The organism is Actinoplanes campanulatus (assembly GCF_014647795.1).
Classification (GTDB): Bacteria; Actinomycetota; Actinomycetes; order Mycobacteriales; family Micromonosporaceae; genus Actinoplanes; species Actinoplanes campanulatus.
Window position 1 is genome coordinate 365,130 of record NZ_BMPW01000002.1, and the last position, 19,330, is coordinate 384,459.

The following is a 19,330-nucleotide window of genomic DNA, read 5'->3' on the forward strand; positions in this document are numbered from 1 at the left end:
AGGAGCGGCCGCCCGGCGGCACGACGATCGCCACCCGAACAGTCCGTGAACGTCAGGTGGGCGCCGGGGTGAGGTCGACCCGCCGGGCCAGTTCGGCGATCGCCTCGCGACGGCCGGTGCCGAGGCCGTGCCGGGTGACGTTGAGCGCCCCGGCCGCCGCCCCGGTACGCACCGCCTCGCGCAGGTCCCCGCCGTGGGCCAGCACGGTGGCCACCCCGGCGGTCATCGAGTCACCGGCCCCGCGATGGTCCACCACCTGGAGCGGCGGCAGGTCGACGAGCAGCGGCTCGTCGTCGAGCAGGGCGATCCCGGGCCGGTCGGCGCGGCTGATCAGCACCGACCCGGCGCCCTGTCTCCGCAGCTCCCGGGCGGCCTCCACGAGCGCCTCGTCGCTGTCGCCGGCGGCCCGCCCGTCGTCGAGCAGCTCCTCGTGACTCACCTTCAGGAAGTCGACACCGCCGTCCAGCACCGCGGTCAGGTGGTCCCCGGACAGGTCGGCGACCACCGTGCCGCCGTGCGTGCCCAGGTCGGCGGCGAGCCGCCGGTACACCTCCGGTGGCACCACCTCGGGGGCGGCCGGGCCGCTGAGCAGGCTGACGTCGGCGAGCAGCCCGGCGGCCAGGGTCGTGCTGTACAGCTCGTCGAGGTCGTGCCGGCCGAGCGGGGCGCCGGCGTAGTCGGCCACGGTGTCCCGGGAGCCGTCCCGCCGGTCGTGCACGTACCAGCCGCTGCCCCCGTCGCGGCGCACCGTCCGTACCTCGATGTTCTCGTGGCGCATGAGCGCCGCGACCACCTCGCCGATCTCCCCGCCGACCGCCGCGCAGAGGGTGACGTCGGCGCCCAGTCCGGCACACATCCGGGCCTGCCAGACACCCTGCCCGCCGGGGTGCACGTGCAGTTCCGGATGCCGGCCGGAGGGCTCCTCGACGGTGACGGTGAGCTGCGGGACCGGTGCGAAGACCATGATGGTGGGCATCCGGGTCGCGTACCCGGGGCCGTGCCGGTCAACCTCGGATTCCGCGAACGGCGGGGGACGGGCGTCCCCCGCCGTTCGACCGTCTTACTGGACGACGAAGAGCAGGCGGTTCGGGGAGCTGGTGCCGGGGCTGGTGACCACGCTCGGGGTGGCGTTGGTGGTCAGCGCCGACGAGACCTGGGCCGGGGTGTAGCTCGGGTTGCGGGACAGCACGAGGGCCGCCGCGCCGGCCACGTGGGGCGACGCCATCGAGGTGCCGCTGATCGTGTTGGTGGCCGTGGTGCTGGTGTACCAGGACGAGATGATCGACGAGCCGGGCGCGAAGATGTCCAGGCAGCTGCCGTAGTTCGAGTAGCTGGCCCGGGCGTCGGTACTGGTGGTGGCGCCGACCGTGATGGCGGTGGGTACGCGGGCCGGCGAGTAGTTGCAGGCGTTCGCGTTCGAGTTGCCGGCCGCGACGGCGTAGGTGATGCCGGCCGCGATGGAGTTGCGCACCGCCGTGTCGATGGAGGTGCTGGCGCCGCCGCCGAGGCTCATGTTGGCGACCGCCGGCTTGACCGCGTTGCTGGTCACCCAGTTGACGCCGGCGATGACCCCGGCCGTGGTTCCGGAGCCGGAGCAGTTGAGCACCCGTACGCCGACCAGCCTGACCGCCTTGGCCACGCCGTACGTGCTGCCGCCGACCGTGCCGGCGACGTGGGTGCCGTGGCCGTTGCAGTCGACCGCGCCACTGCCGACGGCGTCGTAGCCGGCCGTGGCCCGCCCGCCGAACTGGCTGTGGGTGTAGAGGATGCCGGTGTCGATGATGTAGGCGGTCACGTTGGAGGCGGTGACCGGGTAGGTGTACGTGGTGCTCAGCGGCCGGGCCCGCTGGTCGATGCGGTCCAGGCCCCAGGGCGCGTTGCTCTGGGTGGCGGCCAGCGAGACCACCTGGTTCTGCTCGACGTAGGCCACCTTCGAGTTCGCCGCCAGCCGCTTGGCCTGGGCCTCGGTGAGGCTTGCCTCGTAGCCGTTGAGCGCCTTGCCGAAGCTGCGCCGCACGGTGCCGCCGTACGACTTCGTCAGGCCGGACTCCACCGCGCCGGACTTGAGCACCACGATGTAGCTGCCGGGGACAGCGTCGGCGGTTCCGGCCAGCCGGATGGTGCCGGTCGCCGGTGCGGCCGCGGCCGGGGTTCCCGTCGCCACGACCGCCGTCGCCAATGCGAACAGACCAGCGGCCAGGATGCGGCCGCCACTGCGTCGAATCGCCATGATCTTCCTCTCTCGCGCGCGCCGGCGGCGAGCAACCGAGGGATCGATGCCCATCGCTCGACTTCTTCGGTGAGCGTACGGGCGTCAGGCGTTCACACCTAGATATTGAAATGTATATATCTTGTGGCCGTGGTGTCCTCAGCCGACGGCGGGCAGCACGATCCGGGCGACCGTGCCGGACGGCATGCCGGTGACGGTCAGCGTGCCGCGATGCGACTCGACGATGTTGCGGGCGATCGTCAAACCCAGACCCACCCCGGGTACGGCCTGATCGCGGGCGTGGCGGCCGCGATAGAAGCGGTCGAAGACGTAGGGCAGCTCGTGCTCCGGGATGCCGACGCCGGCGTCGGCGATCTCGACGTACGGCTGCGGCGTGGCGCCGGTCCGGACCGTGATCGGCCGGTCCGCCGGGGTGAACAGCAGCGCGTTGCGCAGCACCTGCGTGATCGCGTCGGCCAGCCGGGGCAGGTCCGCCCGGACCGGTACGGCCGCGCCGGCGTGCCACCGCGGCGGCTCGGCGCGCAGCGCGATCAAGGACTGGCAGGACCGGACCGCGGCCTGCACCACGGTGTCCAGCTCGGCCCGGCCGACCGGCGGCGGCAGCGGCGCCTCCCCCGGCCGGGTGCCGGCCAGCAGGTGGTCGACCATGCGCACCAGGCGCTCGCCGTTGCGGTGGATCGGTTCGATCAGCCCGCGGTAGGCGGCCAGTTCCTCCTGGTCGCCGAGGATCTCCAGATAGCCCTGGATGGCGGTGACCGGCGTACGCAGCTCGTGGCTGATCGCCGTGACCAGGTCGTCCTCGCGCCGCAAGACACGGGACAGCTCGTCGCCCAGGTCCGCCATCCGCATCCGGTCCCGGATCGAGGTCAGGTGGACCGCCGCCTGCCCGGCGAGGGTGATCAGGTTCTCCACCTCGCGGTCGTGGATCACGCGCGGCCGGTCGTCGATGACGCACATGACGCCGAGTGTGTGCCCGTCCGCGTCGATGATCGGCGCGCCCGCGTAGAAGCGGATGTTCGGCGCCCCGGTCACGTTCGGAACGGTCGCGAAGCGGGGGTCGAGGGTGGCGTTCGGCACGACCAGCGGGGCGCGGGCCGGAATCACGTGCTTGCAGAACGACAGGTCCAGCGAGGTCTGCTCGTCGGCCAGGCCGGTGCTGCCGGCGAACCACTGCCGGTCCCGGTCGACCAGCGTGACGGCGGCCATCGGGGCGCCGAACATCGATGCGGCCAGCCGGGTGAGGTCGTCCAGCACGGCGGGGCGGGGCCGGTCCAGCACGCCGTACGAGCGCAGCGCGGTCAGCCTGGCCTTTTCGTCCTCAACGGGGGATTCGTGGCGCACGCCTGTCAGTCGGCGGTGGGCCGGCTGAGTTGAGCTTTCGGGGCGTCCGCGCCGCCGTGTTCACCACGACAGTGATCACGGCGGGCGTGACGTCCGTTCCGGGTCTCAGCCGACGGCGGCCCGGCGTGCCGTGTACTCGCCGCCGCCACCGCGGTGGCTCGGGTACGGGATCAGGTTGTCCGGCTGCTCCTCGTACGCCGGCTCGGCCCAGCGGCGGCCGGCGCTCTCCAGGGGGTCGCTGTCGTAGGCGGACCGGCTGTGGAAGCGCTGCGCGTACTCCATCATGCCGTCGACCAGGCGGTCCACGTCGGCGGCCGGGCGCACCACGAGGCGCATGAACTGGCTGGTCATGCCGAGCTTGTTGCCGCACTCGCGGGTCATGATGCCGTGGTTGGCGACCAGGTAGTCGCGCAGCGCCACGCCGGACCACTCGTTCGGCAGCTTGACCAGGAAGAAGTTGCCCTGCGACGGGAACACCGTCATGCCCTGGATGCGCTGGAGCTCGCGGCCCATCGAGCGGCGGTCCCGGCTGAGCAGGCGCAGGCTCTCCTCGTACTCCATCTCGTGTTCCTGGATCATGTGGACGACCTTCTCCGCGAGGGAGTTGAGGTTCCACTTCGGCAGCATCTTCGCGATCTTGCCGGAGATCGCCGGGTTGGCCAGCATGTAGCCGAAGCGGATGCCGTGCAGGCCGAAGTTCTTGCCGAGGCTCTTGAGCACCACCGCGTTGGGGCGGATCACCGCGTCCGGGCCGACCGAGGGGAAGCGTTCGGCGTCGGAGAAGTCGATGAACGACTCGTCGACCACGACCAGGTCCAGGTCGCTGAGCGCGTCCATGAAGCGGATCACGTCGCGCCGCGGGATGTAGTGGCCGTCCGGGTTGTTCACGTTGCAGACCACCGCGACCCGCGACTTGCGCTCCCGGATGAACTCGACGTACTCCTCCAGGTCGAGGCGGAAGCCGTCGCGTTCCTGGAGCGGGAACATGTCCACCCGCTTGCCGGTCTCCATCGGCTGGTCGGTCCACCGGCCGAAGGTGGGGATCGGGATCGCCACGCTCTCCTTGATCATCAGGTGGTCGATCCAGGTGATCAGCTCGGTCGAGCCGTTCGCCATGGCCACCGTCTGCGGGTGCAGGCCGAGCACGCTGGCCAGCTTCTTGGTGATGGTGGCCGAGTCGCTCGGGTAGTACTTGAGGATGCTCTTCAGGTCCCGGGTGAGCTCGTCGAACATCTCCGGTGTGGGGAAGTAGGGGTTGCACGGGATGCAGAAGTCGACGATCTCCACACCCTCGCCGGCGGCCCGGGAGACGTCGAAGTACGACGCGCTGTGTGAGCCCTTGTGCAGCATCGACGTATCGATTCCGGTCCGTGCCACAGTAGTCCTCCCGAACCCCTCGGTGATGGTGCCGCCACCGAGTACGGGGGAGTCGCCCGGATCGTTCACAAAATCATCGATGCTCCCTGAGGCTTAAGGCGCAGGAAAGAAACCGCCCCCGCCACCGATGATCAACTTGCTCGTTCTCCCTCCAGGTGGCTGTCGTGACAGGGGTGGTGGAGATGCGCGGTTTGATCAGGGTCGGCCTGGGCGGTGTCGTCGTGGTCGGGGCGGTGATGACCGCGAGCCCGGCGTACGCCACACCCGGGCACGGGGTGACCGTCAAGGTGATCGGGCAGTGGACCGTGAAGGACACCGACTACGTGCTGCGCGAGATCACCATCCGGCCCGGCGGCGCCACCGGCTGGCACCGGCACCCCGGCCTGGTCTTCGCGAACGTGCGCGCCGGCACCCTCACCCACCGGATGTCCGACTGCGTCACGGTGCACCGGTACCGGGCCGGGGAGGATCTCATGGAGGCCCCGGAGGAGCCGCGCGCCCACCTGGGTGAGAACCGGGGGAGCGAGCCGCTGATCCTGGACGTCGTCTACGTCTCCCCGAAGGGCGTCCCGCTCTCCACCGACGCCCCGGACCCCGGCTGCGCGCGATAGCCCCTGGACCGCGCGGAGTTACTTAGGTTAGGTTCGCCTAACTATGGCGAACTTCAAGCTCCGCAAGCCGGTCGACCCCCACGTCCTGCTGCTCGAGGTGACCAAGAGCGAGCGGATCTCGCCCAACGTGGTCCGCGTGACGCTCGGCGGCGACGGCCTCGACCGGTTCACCCCGCTCGGCTTCGACCAGTGGTTCCGGCTCTTCCTGCCCCGCCCCGGACAGGACACGCTCAAGCTGCCCACCCGCACCTCGGGGCTGTGGTACGCGCAGTACCTCGCCACCGCCAAGCCGAAGCGGCCGTTCGTGCGCAACTACACGGTCCGGGCGTACCGGCCGGACGGGCTCGACATCGACTTCGTGGTGCACACCGACGAGCACGGCCACAGCGGGCCGGCCAACACGTTCGCCCTCTCCGCCGATCCGGGAGCCCAGGTCGGCCTGCTCGACCAGGGCGTCGGCTACCACCCACGCCAGGACCACGACTGGACGCTGCTGGTGGCCGACGAGACCGGCCTGCCGGCGGTGGCCGGCGTGCTGTCGTCCCTGCCGGAGGACGCCAAGGGGGTGGCGATCGTCGAGCTGCCGTCGATGGCGGACCGGCAGGAGTTCCGGGTGCCGCCCGGGATCGCCCTGCACTGGGTGGCCCGGGAGGGCTCCGGCGACATCCCGGGACGGCAGGCGCTTGCGACCCTGCGTACGGCGACGCTGCCGTCCGGGCCGGTCTACGCCTACCTGGTCGGTGAGTCCGCGCTGGTCACCGGCGGCCGGCGGCATCTCGTCGCGGACCGCGGCGTCCCGAAGGGGAGTGTCGACTTCATCGGCTACTGGCGACAGGGCCACGCGGCCCCCTCCTAGCGGGGCAGCGTCACGGTGAACCGGGTGCCGCCCGCCGGCCCCGGTTCGGCGGCGATCGTGCCGCCGTGCGCCTCCACGATCGCCTTGGTGACCGCCAGGCCCAGCCCGGTGCCCTTGATCTTGTGGTCGATCGCGGTGCTGGCCCGGAAGAAGCGGGTGAACAGCTTCGGGTACTGCTCGGGCGGGATCCCGATGCCGGTGTCGGTGACCGTCACCGTCACCGTGTCGGCGGTGTCCCGGGCGGTGACCGTGACCGTGCCGCCCGGCGGGGTGTACTTGATCGCGTTGGACAGCAGGTTGTCCAGCACCTGCCGGAGCCGGGCGGCGTCCCCGGCCACCATCGGCAGGCCGGCGATCTCGGTGACCAGGTCCACCGGCGCGCTGAGCCTGTGCTCCTCGACGGCCTGGCGCAGCAGCCGGTCCAGGCGCATCGGCCGCGGGTCCAGCACGGTCGGTCCACTCTCGAAACGGGCCAGATCGAGCAGATCCTCGACCAGGCGCATCAGGCGGCCGCTGGTCCGCTCGATGGAGACCAGCTCGGTGCGGCCGGCGAACTCCGGCTCCTCCAGCAGCGAGTCGGTCTGGGCCGCGATGATCGCGATCGGGTTGCGCATCTCGTGGCTGACCACGGCGACCAGTTCGTCCTTCATCCGGTCCAGCTCGCGCAGCCGGCGGACCTGCTCCTGCTCCTTCGCCAGCAGCAGCTCGCGCTGGTCGGCCAGCTCCCGCCGTTCGGTGACGTTGGTGCTGATCCCGTCGACGTACAGATGGCCGTCCTCGTGCCGGGTGACGCCGCGGGTCCACACCCAGCGCGTCCGGCCGTCGTACCCGATGATCCGGCATTCGAACTCGGCCGGCTCGCCGGTGCCGATCCGCTCGTGGTAGGCGAAGAACGCCGCCCTGTCGTCGGGGTGCATCCGCTCGGCCAGGGTCTCGGCCATGTCGGCGTCGGTGGGCAGGGTGCCACCGAAGACGCCGGTGGCCCCCGGGCTGGAGTAGACCGACCGGACCGTGCCGTCCGGCATCATCTCGACCGTCCAGAAGCAGTCGTTGACCTGCTCGATCACCCGGTTGAAAGCGCGCCGGGCGGCGGCCAGGGCGAGGGTCAGGTCCTCGGCGCGGCGACGTTCCACGAACCGGCCGATCTGGGTGGCGACGTCGCGCAGCATGGCCAGGATGTCGTCGTCGCGGGCGCTGTCGGTGTCGGTGAAGAACGCCAGGACGCCGGCCACCCGGGCGCCGCTGTGCACCGGCATGCCGATCGTGGCCCGCAACCCCAGCCGGTACGCGAGTGGCAGCCGCTTCACCTCGGTGAGCTCGTTGAGCAGGTCGCTGCTCCAGATGTCGGCCCCGGTCTCCCACACCGCCCCGGGCAGTCCCTGCCCGATGCCGAACGCCAGCGGGGTGTCACCGGTGAACTCGGCCAGATCGACCCCCGGCCGGACCCACGAGCTGACCCGGGCGATGTATTCCTGCTCCTCGTCGACCTCCCAGTACTCGGCGCAGGACCAGTCCAGTTCGGCGGCGATCGCGGCGGCGGCGGCGATCGAGGCGTCCCGGGCCGAGGTGGCCTCGGACAGTGCGCGGGCCACCGCGTACCGGCAGCGTTGCAGCACTTCGGCCCGGTGCGCGTCGGTGACGTCGTGCATCGCCACCACCGCCCCGAGCCGGTGACCGTCGGCGGAGTCGATCGGCCGGGCGTTGGTGAGGAACCAGTGCGGCGGCCGGTCCGGGGCCAGGACCACCATCTCCTCGTGCGAGACGATCTCGCCCGCGAAGGCGCGGGCCAGTGGCACCTCCTCCGGCGCCATCGGGGTACGGCCGTCGGCCCTGAACAGGTGATAGGTGCTCGCCCACGACTCCGGGCCGATCGGCTGGTGCCCGAGCCCGTGGATCTCGCACATCGCGGAGTTGAACTGGGCCAGGGTGCCGTCGCTGTCACAGGCCGCCACCCCGGTGTCCAGGCTGTTCAGCAGTGCCTGAAGATAGGCGCGCTCCCGCTTGAGCTCGAGCCGCGCGGTGGTCCGGGCGGTGATGTCGTGCAGGAAGGCGTGGTGGACCGGCTCGCCCCGCTCGTACTGCGTCTGAAGGGTCATCTCGACCGGGAACTCGCGGCCGGACCGGTCGACGACGGTGAACTCCAGCCGCCGCCCGGCGAACTGGGAGGTCCGGGACCGGCGGGCCCGCTCCAGGCCCAGATCGTGGGCGTCCCGCAGCGGCGGCGGGATCATCAGTTCGGTGGCCCGGTGGCCCACCGCCTCGGCGGCGGTCCAGCCGAAGAGCCGCTCGGCGGCCGGATTCCAGGCGATGATCACGCCGTCCGCGCTCATCGACACGAAGGCGTCGTGCGCGTTGTCCAGGACCGCCCGCAGGCGGGCCGCGGCGCGCAGGGCCTCGTCCCGTTCGGCGCGGAGGGCGGCCATCTCCCGGGCGTACGGGGTGCCAAGCACCGGGCCGTCGGTCCGGCCCGGCGCGGCGACCGGCTTGTTGTCACGCCCCATCACAGAACCCGATCGGCAACCCGGCGCGACCACTGAGCGAGACCCCAGCGGCGAGTACGTGGTCCGGGCCCTCACCCGGGACACCACCTCGCCCCGCGCGCAGGAGCTGGTCGAGCTCGGCGCCGAGGTACACCGAGTTCGAGGAGTACTTCACCGGCGTCCGCGACCTCGGCGAGCCCCGCCGCCTCACCCCCGGCCTACGGACCTTCGACCAGTGGCTGGCCGAGAACGGGCACACCATTCCCACCACATGACGGACCGGTACGAACCACCGCATAAGATGCGGCCGTGCTGATTCGGGATCTTGCCGCACGCTGTCTCGCCGTGGTCGGCGCGCCCTGGTTCAGCATCGCCGGATTCGCGGTCATCGTGCTCAACGCGGCGTGCCTCGGCCTGGAGACCTACTCCGGGATCGAGGCCGCCGCGGGCCCGCTTCTGCGGCTGATCGAGCACCTCTGCGTCGCGGGTTTCCTGGTCGAGCTGCTGATCCGTTTCGGCGCCTGCCTGGACCGCCCGTCCACGTTCTTCCGCGACCGGTGGAACCTCTTCGACATGCTCATCCTGGCCGCCCCGCTGCTGCCCGGCGTCCGGGAGAACGTGACCCTGCTACGCCTGCTCCGGCTGGCCCGGATCGTCCGCGCCTTCCGGCTCTTCCCCAGCCTGCGGGTCATCCTGGTCGGCATCCGGCGCAGCCTTCCCGGCCTCGGCAGCTTCCTGCTGATCACCGGCCTGGTCCTGTACGCCTACGCCATGCTCGGCTGGATGCTGTTCGGCGCGGCCCAGCCCGACCGCTACGGCACCGTCGGCCAGGCCATGCTCAGCCTCTTCCTGCTGCTGTCCCTGGACGACATCACCAACATCCTCCAGTCCGGCCGCGAGATCACCGGCTGGGCGGTGCCGTACTACGTCTCCTACATGGTCACCGCCTGCTACCTGCTCACCAACCTGCTGGTCGGCCTGGTTCTGACCGCCCTCCAGGAGGCCCACGAGGCGGAGCGGGCCGCCGCCGACGGCAAACACCGGGGCGACCCCATCCCGGTCGACGACTCCCCCCAGCACCAGATAGCCGTCCTCCGCGAGGCCCTCGACGCCCTGGAGCGCCAGCTTGAACGAGTGCCCGAGGTGCCGTCACCCCGCAGTTTTCGTTAAGAACCAACGAGAACCGGCCTCTATCCGCATGATGGCCGCGGGTAAGCTGACGATGTGCTGATCCCCGGCGACAATCCGTCGTCGGGGATGTTCCGTTTTCTGGACGCCGTCGAAGGGGACGGGGCCATCCCGGCCGTGGGCCGGTGACGTTCGGCGTGCGCCGCTCCGGCGGATGGCTAGCCTCCTAGGATGCTCTTACGCGAGCGGTAGGATGCGACTCCGTGACTGAGGAGATCTCCATCGCCCGGCCCGCTGACCTGGGGGCGGTGATGGCGGCCGGTCTACGCAGGGCCGCCGAGGACGGCCTCCCGGCGGTGGTGGAGACCAGCAAGCCCGCCAATGTCGACCTCTATCGCCGGGCGGGCTGGCGGGTCCTGAGTGAGTTCAGCTCCCCGTTCCCCACCTGGATCATGACCCGATAGCGGGCCAGCCAGCTGGGGTCCGGCTGGTTCTCAGGGCTGTTTCGAGGGCGTTGCGGCAGCGCTGAGAGCCGGCCGGTGGGTGGCGGTGAACCAGATGGTCAGGATCAGGATGAGTTCGCCCACGTTGCCGATCCAGAAGGCGGCCGCCGCGGCCGCGGCGGCCGCGAACATGGCGATCGATCCGGCCAGGAGCCAGGGCCGGCGGGTGCGGGCCAGCAGGAGGGCACCGATGGCGATCAGGATGAGGATGGTGGCCACCGCCGGGATCGGGGGGCCGTGGGCGGCGGCGTTGGTGTAGCGGAGGGTGTCGGCGTAGCGGGTGGGCTCCAGGTCGAGGGTGACGATGTCGAGCCGGATGCCGATGGTGATCAGCAGGACGGTCACCGCGCCGAGGACGGCCGGTACGGTCGCGCCGGTGAAGAGGCGGACGTCGTGGCGGCGGGCCAGGTCCACACCGACCATGATCAGCAACGGTACGAGGATGCCGTGCGCCGCGTAGCGGGGGAACGAGAGGGCCTCCAGGGTGCCGCCCTCGCCGATCGTGGCGCCCATCGCGATCACCGCGTTGTCCCAGATCAGGCCGAGCAGGACCAGGATCAGGAGGGTGAGCGCCCAGTCGGGCCGGCGGCGGCGCAGCGCGATCACCATGCCGAGCAGGGCCGTCTCCGCCACGGTGATCAGGCCGAAGAGCGTACTGAGCATACGTGCCCCTGTTCCATTGAGGGAAACGATGTTCCGTCAACGTAGACGCCGTGTCGCGCGGAGGCAAGCCGGTCGATGATCATAAGTGGGCCGGGTCCATCCGGGGTTCATCCGCCGTTCCCATGAACTTCACAGGGGCCATCGAGCTGGCTCTGTCGTTGCTCCTCGTAGATAACAGGCATGAATCGACTGCTCGGTGACGATCACGCCGGTCACGCTCTGCGGGCTCCCAGCAGGCTGCACTCGTTCAACCGGTACGAGATCAAGTACCTGGTGCCGAGTGAGCGGCTGCCCGCGCTACGGGCGGAGCTGGCCGGGCGGATGGACTCCGACAGCCACGGCGCCGACGGCGGGTACGGGGTGTGGAGCACCTACTACGACACCCGTGACCTGCGCTTCTACTGGGAGAAGATCGAGGGCCTCAAGTTCCGGCGGAAGCTGCGGGTGCGTCATTACGGCGACCGTACGAACGTCGGCGACGACACCACCGTTCACGTCGAGATCAAGCAGCGGGTCAACCGGGTCACCCAGAAACGGCGGGTGGCGATGCCGTACCACCTGGCCCGGGACCTGTGCGACGGCCGGCGGATGGTCGAGCACGACCCGTCGCAGGCCGCCTTCCTCGAAGAGGTCCTCGAACTGATCTCGATGCTGGACCTGCGGCCGGTCGCGATGACCGGTTACCAGCGGGAGGCGTACGTCGGCCGGGACGCCGACGTGGGTCTGCGCGTCACCGTCGACTCCCGGGTCCGTGGCCGGGACCGGGACTTCGACTTCGCGGCGGACGCGGAGAACCGGCTGATCGTGCCGGCCCGGCTGTCGGTGGTCGAGTTCAAGGCCAACGAGCGTGTCCCGTACTGGCTCACCGACCTGGCCGCGCGGCTGAACATGTCGGTGGTCCGGGTCTCCAAGTACTGCCAGAGCGTCGAGGCCTTCGGCCGTGCCCCGCGGTCGATCTTCCATGTCCCTGAAAGCAAGCCCAGCCCTGATTCCGAAACCGTTGAGGTCTGACCCATGCCATTCGAAGTACAGGATCTGTCCGGCACGTTCAGCGTCGGTGACATCGCGATCGCGCTGTCGCTGTCGTTCGTGCTCAGCGCGTTCATCGCCTGGGTCTACCGGTTCACCCACCGCAACGTGTCGTACTCCCAGTCGTACGTGCAGACGCTGGTCATCCTCGGCATGCTGATCGCGCTGATCATGCTGGTCGTCGGCTCCAACATCGCGCGGGCGTTCGCGCTGGTCGGCGCGCTGTCGGTGGTCCGGTTCCGGAACGCCATCAAGGAGACCCGCGACGTCGGGTTCATCTTCCTGGTGATGGGCGTCGGCATGGCCGCCGGCACCCGCTTCTACACGCTGGCCGTCGTGGCCGCGGTCGCGATCAGCCTGATCATCCTGGTGATGTACCGGTTCAACTGGTTCGCCGCCAACGTGCAGCGCCAGGTGGTCAAGGTGCAGGTTCCGCCGGACGGCAACTACACGAACAACATCCAGGACGTGCTGATCACCCTGACCAGCGAGTTCGAGCTGGTCAGCATCGAGTCGATCCGAGGTGGCGCACTCACCGAGCTGATGTACACGGTCCGGTTGAAGAAGGGCGCCGAGCCGGGCGAGCTGATCACCAAGCTGGGCGAGCGGACCGGCGGGCAGCGGGTCACCGTCCTGACCGGGTACGACCAGACGGATCTCTGATGAAGCGCCGGCTGGTCCACCGGATTCCGGTACGGGTCCGGCACTACTGGAAACTGCTGGCCACCTGCGCCGCCACGTTGCTCGCGTTCACGGTGGTGTTCAGCACGGTCCGGGTGGCTCCGCTGGTCACGAGCGCCAGCGACGAGAGCGGCGACGAGGTGTCGGTGAACATCGCCGGCGCCACCGACCTGTTCGACGCGACCAGGGCGCACACCATCAAGATCACATACCGGACCGAGGCGTACGAGGAACTGCTCGACTCGTTCTGGAAGGACGGCGAGAAGGAGTACCTGGAGGCCGACCTCACCATCGACGGCACCACCGTCCCGAGCGTGGGCATCCGGCTCAAGGGCAACTCGACGTTGCAGGGGATCACCCGCAACGGCGAGGCCCGGCAGAACGGATTCGGCGGCGGCCGGGGCGCGATGCCCCAGGGCGCGATGCCGCAGGGCAGGCCCCCGGAGGGCGGCGGCTTCCGGATGGGCGGAGGTGGCGGGCGTACCTCGCTCAAGACCGAGGAGCCGGAGACCCTGCCGTGGCTGATCCGCTTCGACGAGTTCGTCGAGGGCCGCCGCTACCAGGGTCACCGGGAGATCGCGGTGCGGGTCGGCGGCATGGGCGGCGGCGCGGCGGTCCTCAACGAGGCGGTCTCGCTCAACGTGCTGGCCGCGGCCGGTGAGGTGACCCAGCGGTACGCCTACACCAGCTTCACCGTCAACGACCGGCCCACCACGGCCCGGCTCATCGTCGAGCACCCGGACGAGAACTTCGCCGACGCGATCGGCGGCAACGGGGTGCTCTACAAGAGCATGGCGTCCAGCCAGTTCACCGATCAGGGCGACGACCCGACGGAGTACGCCGACGACTTCAAGCAGATCAACAAGAAGGGCAGCCAGGACCTCCAGCCGGTCATCGACCTGATCAAATGGGTGAACGGCGCCGGTGACGCCGAGTTCGACGAGCACCTGGACGAGCACGTCGACGTGGCGTCGCTGGCCCGGTACGCGGCCATCCAGAACCTGCTGGTCAACTTCGACGACATGGCCGGTCCGGGCCGCAACTACTACCTCTGGTACGACCTGGGCGCCAAGCGGTTCTCGGTGGTCGGCTGGGACTACAACCTGACCCTGTCCGGCGACGCCACCCAGGATCCGGCCGAGTCGGTGAGCATGGGCGGCGGCATGCGGGGCGGTGGTGGTGACTTCCAGCCGCCCGAGGGCATGCAGATGCCGGCCGGCGGGCGTGGTGGCTTCATGAGCGGCCACAAGCTCAAGGAACGCTTCCTGGCCAGTGCCGCCTACAAGGACACCTATAAGAAGGCCTACAAGGAGCTGTTCAACAAGATCTATGGGAACGCGTCGGCGCTCAACGCCATCAACGCGATCACCGAGGTCATCGGCACGGTCGACGGGGCGAACGCGGAGTCCACCGCCACCGAGGCGGAGAACCTGCGCACGCTCATCAAGGAGCGCACCGGGTTCCTGGTCACCAACGAGATCATCACCGGCTGACGGAAGGCGCTCGGCCCATCATGGGCTCGAGCGCGCTTTCGGCGTACGAAATCTGCTTCTAAAGGGGTTGTTCGAGGCCGAGGAGGCGGTCGAACAGGCGCAGCCGGAACACCACGGTCAGCGTCAGGTACCAGAGGACCAGCGTCGGCATCACCACGAAGAAGACCGCCTTCGACGGCCCCATCAGCCCGAAATACTGCCACAGCACCGGTACGCAGAGGACCGCGCCGAACGCCACCATCAGCCCCAGCACCAGCCACGACGGCCGTTTGTCCCCGGTCGGCGCGGTCCACGCCGCGAACACCCGGGACCGCGGCGCCAGGAACAGGATCAGCAGGAACGACGCGAAGCAGAAGAACGTCGACAGCCCGGTCTGCGCCAGGATGGTGGCGGAGGCCTCGGTGAAGTCGGCGTCGACGCCGTAGGTCAGGCCGGTCGTCCGCTCGAACTCGTGAATGATCCGCTCCGGGGCCCGCCCGGAGCCGAAACCGTGCGTGACGAGCGTGTAGAACACGGCGTAGATGGCCGTGCCGAAGGCGGCGGTGACCACCGCGGCCGGCACCACGAACCGCACCAGGTTACGCAGCAGATGCGGGTCCGGCCGGGTGGGTTTCGCCCAGAAGGTGAGGAACACCGTCGGGATGCCCACCGTGAACAGGGTCAGGCCCACCTGCGTCGGCGAGTACGGGAAGCTCAGCCCCAGCATCGTCACCGACAGGATGACCAGCCCCTGACTGGCGACCCGGGACAGGAAGACGTAGAGCGAGATCCCGATCCCGTTGATGATCCGCCGGCCCTCGTACTGCGCCGGGGACAGCGCCGAGAAGTCGTCCTCGACCAGCACGATGTCGGCCACGTCCCGGGTCACCGGGCTGCCGCTGCGCATCGCCACGCCGACCTGCGCCTGTTTGAGGGCGCGGGCGTCGTTCACCCCGTCGCCGACCATCGCGACGTACCGGCCCTGCCGCCGCAGCGAGCGCACGATCCGCTCCTTGTGCTCCGGCGCGACCCGGCCGAACACGCTGGTCCGGGCCACCAGCCGGTCCAGCGCCGGGTCGTCGAGGTCGTCCAGGACGGCGCCCATCACCGGCTCGTCCCCGGTGATCCCGGCCCGGGCGGCGATCGCGGCGACGGTACGCGGATCGTCGCCGGACAGCACTTTCAGCTCCACCCCGTCGGACCGGAAACGGGCCACCGCCGCGGCCACCTCGGGACGCACCTCGTCGGCGAGCACGGCCAGCGCGACCGGCTCCAGCACCGGCAGGCCGGGCCGCCCCGCCGCGTCGCGCAGCCCGCTCTCCGGATCCTCGGCACGGGCCAGCAGCAGCACCCGCAGCCCTCGCCCGGTACGGTCGGTGATCTCGGTGGCCGGCACCGGCCGGAGCAGCCGCCCGGCCAGCGCGTCCGGCGCGCCGAGCACCCACGTTCCCTCCTCGGCGACCATGCCCGACCAGCGCAGCGACGACGAGAACGGCACCTCGTCGCGGACCTCCCAGACCGGCCCGCTCAGCGACCCGGCGATCGCGATGGCCGTCAGGTTCGGGGTGGTGGCGTTGTGGGCCATGCCGCCCAGCGCCCCGGCGGCCTCGCCGTACTCGTGATCGCCCAGCGGGACGATCTCCTCCAGCACCAGCTGCCCGGTGGTCAGCGTGCCGGTCTTGTCGGTGCAGATCACGTCCACACTGGTCATCGACTCGACCGCGTTGACCTGCTGCACCAGGGCGCCGGTGCGGGCGATCCGGACCGCGCCGGCGGTGTAGGCGAGCGCGATCAGGAAGAACAGCCCGTACGGCACCAGCCCGGACAGCACCGCGGTGATCTGCACGACCCGCAGCACGCTGAACCCCTCCAGCGCCGCCTGCGCCAGGATGGCCCCGCTCATCAGCACGGCCAGCGCCATCACCAGCCGCACGATGAACTCGATGCTGCGCTGCAACGGCGTCTTGTCGGTGGTGGCCCGCCGCGCCTCGGCGGTGAGCCGGCCCGCGTAGCTGTGCACGCCCACGTCCCGGGCGAGCTGGTGACCGTCGCCGGCCACGCACAGGCTGCCCGAGCGCAGGTCGTCGCCGGGGTGCTTGACCACCGGGTCGGATTCGCCGGTCAGCAGCGACTCGTCGGCCTCCAGGCGGCCGCCGTCGAGCAGCGGGCCGTCCACCACGATCTGGTCGCCGGGGCGGACCCGCAGCACGTCGCCGCGGACCACCTGCTCCGGGGCGACTTCGGTCTCCCGGCCGTCGCGGATCACCAGCACCCCGGCCCGGTCCAGCAGTTGCAGCCGGTCCAGCTTGCGTTTCGCCCGGATCTCCTGGGCCGCGCTGAGCACCGCGTTGATCAGGCCCAGGCCGACGCTGATCAGCGCGTCGCTGTAGCGGCCCAGCACCAGCAGCGCGGCGCCGATCACGAACAGGATCAGATTGAAGAACGAGAAGACATTGGTACGCAGGATCTCGGCGTAACCGCGCGAGCCGCCCTGTACGGCGGTGTTCGCCTCGCCCCGCCGGCGCCGTGCCTCGGCCTCCGCCCCGGTCAGCCCTTCGGCCGGAGCGAGCATCAGCTGTTCCATTCGATCGCAGTCCCCGCGCCTGACCGTACATTTCGGCAGGCCCGCGGCGATCGGTTTCGCCGGGATCAGTCCGGTTCCGGCAGTTCCGCGAGGACTCCACTGGTGGCGGGTCGTTCCACGGCCCGCCGCCCGGTATTAACTGTCCGGTCTCCCGGCGCTCCTAGCGTCGGCTCGAATACGCCCGGCCCCCTGCGTAAGCGAGTCGACATGCCTGCTGAACCGGACGTCAGCGTCGTCATCCCGACCTGTCACCGGCCGCTGCTCGCCACCCGGGCGGTCCACGGCGCCCTCGGCCAGACCCACGGCGATCTCGAGGTCGTCGTGGTGGTGGACGGTCCCGACCAGGCCACCACCGACGCCCTCGCCGAGATCGGCGACCCCCGGCTGCGGGTGGTCGTCGTCCCGGAGCGCCGTCGCGCCCCGAACGCCCGCAACGTCGGCGCCGCCGAGGCCCGCGGCCGCTGGACGGCGCTGCTCGACGACGACGACGAATGGCTGCCCGACAAGATCGAGGTGCAGCTCGCGCTGGCCGCCGGCTCGGCCGCCCGCTACCCGGTGGTCGCCAGCCGGCTGATCAACCGCACCCCGCGCGCCGACTCGGTCATGCCCCGCCGCCTGCCCGCCGCCGGGGAGCCGCTCAGCGAATACTTCTGCGTCCGGCGCGGACTGTTCTACGGCGACGGTTTCATCCAGACGTCGACGATCATGGCGCCCACCGAGCTGCTGCGCCGGGTGCCGTTCACCGTCGGGCTGCGCCGCCAGCAGGAACTCGACTGGGCGCTGCGGGCGGTCCGCGAGGACGGTGTGGAACTGCTCTACGCCGAGCAGCCGCTCGTGCTGTGGCACCAGGACGAGGACCGCGACCGGATCAGCCTGCAGAACCCGTACGAGCAGCAGCTCGCCTGGCTGCGCGGCAACCGGCACCTGTTCACGCCCCGGGCGTACGCCGCCTTCACGCTCAGCGTGATCAGCTCGATGGCCGCGCCGTCGCGCGAGGGCCGGCACTTCCGCGAACTGCTCGCCGAAGCCCGCGAGCACGGCGACCCGCGGGCCCTCGACTACCTCACCCACCTCCAGATCTGGGCGCTGCCGCCGGCCCTGCGCCGCCGGCTGCGCGACCTGATCGTCGGCCGCCGCGACCCGGCCCCCGCCCCGGCCACCGCCGCCGAGCCGGTCGATGTCGGCTGACGGCCGCCGGGTCGCCATCTGGCGCAGCGCCATGCTGCCCGGCTCCGAGACGTTCATCCGGGCCCAGGGCGACGCGCTCACCCGCTGGACGCCCACCTACGTCGGCGCCGTCCGCGCCGGGTCCGCGCTGTCCCGCCCGGACGACGTGATCACCTTCCCGGACGGCGGCGGCGACTTCCTGCGGCTGCGGCTCACCGGCGCCTCACCCCGGCTGCGTACCGTCCTCGCCGAGGTCCGTCCCGACCTGGTGCACGCGCACTTCGGCGGCGACGGCTGGCTGATCAGCCACAGCGCCCGCCGGCTCGGCAGACCGCTGGTCGTCACGGTGCACGGCCACGACGTCACGCGGCAGCCGCAGGCCCCCGGACTGCACGGGCTGCGCTACCGGCGCAACCTGCGGACCGTCTTCGACCGCGCCGCCCTGGTCATCGCCGTCTCCGACGTGATCCGCGCCCGCGCCGAGCAGTGCGGCGCCGACCCGGCCCGGATCCGCGTCCACCACACCGGCGTACCGGTCCCGCACACCCCGCCGATCGTCCCGAAACGCTGGGACGTCGTCTTCGTCGGCCGGTTCGTCGCCAAGAAGGGCGTGGACGACCTGCTCACCGCCCTGTCCACGCTCACCGCGCCGCGCCCGCGCGCCCTGCTCATCGGCGACGGCCCGCTGTTGCCCGAGATGCGCGCCCTCGCCGAACGCCTCGGCGTCGACGCCACCTTCGTCGGCGCCCGGCCACCCGCGTCGGTCCAGCAGCACCTCGCCGAGTCCCGGATGCTGGCCGCGCCCTCCAAGACCGCGCCCGACGGCGACACCGAGGGCCTGCCCACCACCATCCTGGAAGCCGGCGCCCTCGGCCTGCCGGTGGTGGCGACCCGGCACAGCGGCATCCCCGAGGCCGTCGTCGACGGCGAGACCGGCCTGCTGGTCCCGGAAGCCGACCCGCGATCGCTCGGCGCCGCCCTGGCCCGCCTGCTCGGCGACGCCGGCCTGCGCCGCCGCCTCGGCGCCCGGGCCCGCGCCCACGTGGCCACCCACTTCGACCTGAACACCCAGACGTCCCGCCTGGAAGACCTCTACGACCAGGCCGTCCACACGTCACCCGCGCTGCCCGGTCGTCCTTAGCAGCGGTTTCGGTACGGCCTGCGCCGCCCCGCCGAACCATGGCCGCCCCGTGGCGCACACGCGAGCG

16 protein-coding genes are annotated in these 19,330 nt (G+C 70.8%); 9 read left to right on the forward strand and 7 right to left on the reverse strand.

The genetic code is table 11. From position 1 onward, the window contains the following. Positions 1 to 52 precede the first annotated feature (52 nt). The 4 genes from IEZ13_RS06505 to IEZ13_RS06520 form a co-directional block, all read right to left on the reverse strand. Complete coding sequence (locus IEZ13_RS06505; RefSeq protein ID WP_229794494.1) at positions 53 to 976, reverse strand: 1-phosphofructokinase family hexose kinase; 924 nt, start codon at positions 974 to 976, stop codon at positions 53 to 55. A gap of 84 nt (positions 977 to 1,060) precedes the next feature. Further along, on the reverse strand, positions 1,061 to 2,230 hold the full coding sequence (locus IEZ13_RS06510; RefSeq protein WP_183217786.1) for a S8 family peptidase: 1,170 nt from the start codon (positions 2,228 to 2,230) through the stop codon (positions 1,061 to 1,063). A 138-nt stretch (positions 2,231 to 2,368) separates the two neighbouring features. After that, positions 2,369 to 3,571 (reverse strand): GAF domain-containing sensor histidine kinase, encoded by a 1,203-nt coding sequence (locus IEZ13_RS06515; RefSeq protein WP_229794495.1) that lies wholly within the window; start codon positions 3,569 to 3,571, stop codon positions 2,369 to 2,371. A gap of 105 nt (positions 3,572 to 3,676) precedes the next feature. Then, positions 3,677 to 4,948 carry a pyridoxal phosphate-dependent aminotransferase gene (locus IEZ13_RS06520; RefSeq protein WP_183217788.1) on the reverse strand — a complete coding sequence of 424 codons (1,272 nt, stop codon included), beginning with the start codon at positions 4,946 to 4,948 and terminating at the stop codon, positions 3,677 to 3,679. Between the two features lie 164 nt (positions 4,949 to 5,112). Between IEZ13_RS06520 and IEZ13_RS06525 the strand changes: the two genes are divergently transcribed. Both IEZ13_RS06525 and IEZ13_RS06530 read left to right on the forward strand, forming a co-directional pair. After that, entirely contained in the window at positions 5,113 to 5,559 is a 447-nt protein-coding gene (locus IEZ13_RS06525; protein WP_203833673.1) for a cupin domain-containing protein, read from the forward strand. Positions 5,560 to 5,602: 43 nt separating this feature from the next. Next, a complete protein-coding gene (locus tag IEZ13_RS06530) occupies positions 5,603 to 6,415 on the forward strand; it encodes a siderophore-interacting protein (protein ID WP_183217791.1) in 813 nt (270 codons plus the stop codon). On the opposite strand, the gene IEZ13_RS06535 is transcribed toward IEZ13_RS06530, so the two are convergent. Then, positions 6,412 to 8,916: a PAS domain-containing sensor histidine kinase gene (locus IEZ13_RS06535; RefSeq protein ID WP_183217793.1), complete on the reverse strand. Its 2,505-nt coding sequence runs from the start codon at positions 8,914 to 8,916 to the stop codon at positions 6,412 to 6,414. The genes IEZ13_RS06530 and IEZ13_RS06535 overlap by 4 nt on opposite strands. A gap of 288 nt (positions 8,917 to 9,204) precedes the next feature. Between IEZ13_RS06535 and IEZ13_RS06540 the strand changes: the two genes are divergently transcribed. Next, positions 9,205 to 10,065: an ion transporter gene (locus IEZ13_RS06540; protein WP_183217795.1), complete on the forward strand. Its 861-nt coding sequence runs from the start codon at positions 9,205 to 9,207 to the stop codon at positions 10,063 to 10,065. 221 nt (positions 10,066 to 10,286) lie between these two features. Beyond that, entirely contained in the window at positions 10,287 to 10,487 is a 201-nt protein-coding gene (locus IEZ13_RS06545; RefSeq protein WP_372441835.1) for a hypothetical protein, read from the forward strand. A 30-nt stretch (positions 10,488 to 10,517) separates the two neighbouring features. Here IEZ13_RS06545 and IEZ13_RS06550 read toward each other — a convergent pair whose 3' ends face one another. After that, complete coding sequence (locus IEZ13_RS06550) at positions 10,518 to 11,189, reverse strand: hypothetical protein (RefSeq protein ID WP_183217796.1); 672 nt, start codon at positions 11,187 to 11,189, stop codon at positions 10,518 to 10,520. A 180-nt stretch (positions 11,190 to 11,369) separates the two neighbouring features. On the opposite strand from IEZ13_RS06550, the gene IEZ13_RS06555 reads away from it, so the two are divergent. Genes IEZ13_RS06555 through IEZ13_RS06565 form a run of 3 tightly spaced genes read left to right on the forward strand, consistent with a single transcriptional unit; the run spans position 11,370 to position 14,392 of the window. Beyond that, on the forward strand, positions 11,370 to 12,200 hold the full coding sequence (locus tag IEZ13_RS06555; RefSeq protein WP_183217798.1) for a polyphosphate polymerase domain-containing protein: 831 nt from the start codon (positions 11,370 to 11,372) through the stop codon (positions 12,198 to 12,200). A 3-nt stretch (positions 12,201 to 12,203) separates the two neighbouring features. Continuing rightward, the gene (locus IEZ13_RS06560) at positions 12,204 to 12,881 is read left to right on the forward strand and encodes a DUF4956 domain-containing protein (RefSeq protein WP_183217801.1); all 678 of its coding nucleotides are present in this window, start codon (positions 12,204 to 12,206) and stop codon (positions 12,879 to 12,881) included. Further along, on the forward strand, positions 12,881 to 14,392 hold the full coding sequence (locus IEZ13_RS06565) for a CotH kinase family protein (RefSeq protein ID WP_183217803.1): 1,512 nt from the start codon (positions 12,881 to 12,883) through the stop codon (positions 14,390 to 14,392). Before IEZ13_RS06560 ends, IEZ13_RS06565 begins: the two co-directional genes overlap by 1 nt. A gap of 58 nt (positions 14,393 to 14,450) precedes the next feature. On the opposite strand, the gene IEZ13_RS06570 is transcribed toward IEZ13_RS06565, so the two are convergent. Further along, entirely contained in the window at positions 14,451 to 16,943 is a 2,493-nt protein-coding gene (locus IEZ13_RS06570; protein ID WP_229794496.1) for an HAD-IC family P-type ATPase, read from the reverse strand. 219 nt (positions 16,944 to 17,162) lie between these two features. Between IEZ13_RS06570 and IEZ13_RS06575 the strand changes: the two genes are divergently transcribed. Both IEZ13_RS06575 and IEZ13_RS06580 read left to right on the forward strand, forming a co-directional pair. Then, positions 17,163 to 18,143, forward strand: coding sequence for a glycosyltransferase family 2 protein (locus IEZ13_RS06575; RefSeq protein WP_183217806.1), 981 nt, complete (start codon positions 17,163 to 17,165; stop codon positions 18,141 to 18,143). Then, entirely contained in the window at positions 18,133 to 19,263 is a 1,131-nt protein-coding gene (locus IEZ13_RS06580; protein WP_183217808.1) for a glycosyltransferase, read from the forward strand. Before IEZ13_RS06575 ends, IEZ13_RS06580 begins: the two co-directional genes overlap by 11 nt. The last annotated feature ends 67 nt before the right edge of the window (positions 19,264 to 19,330 follow it).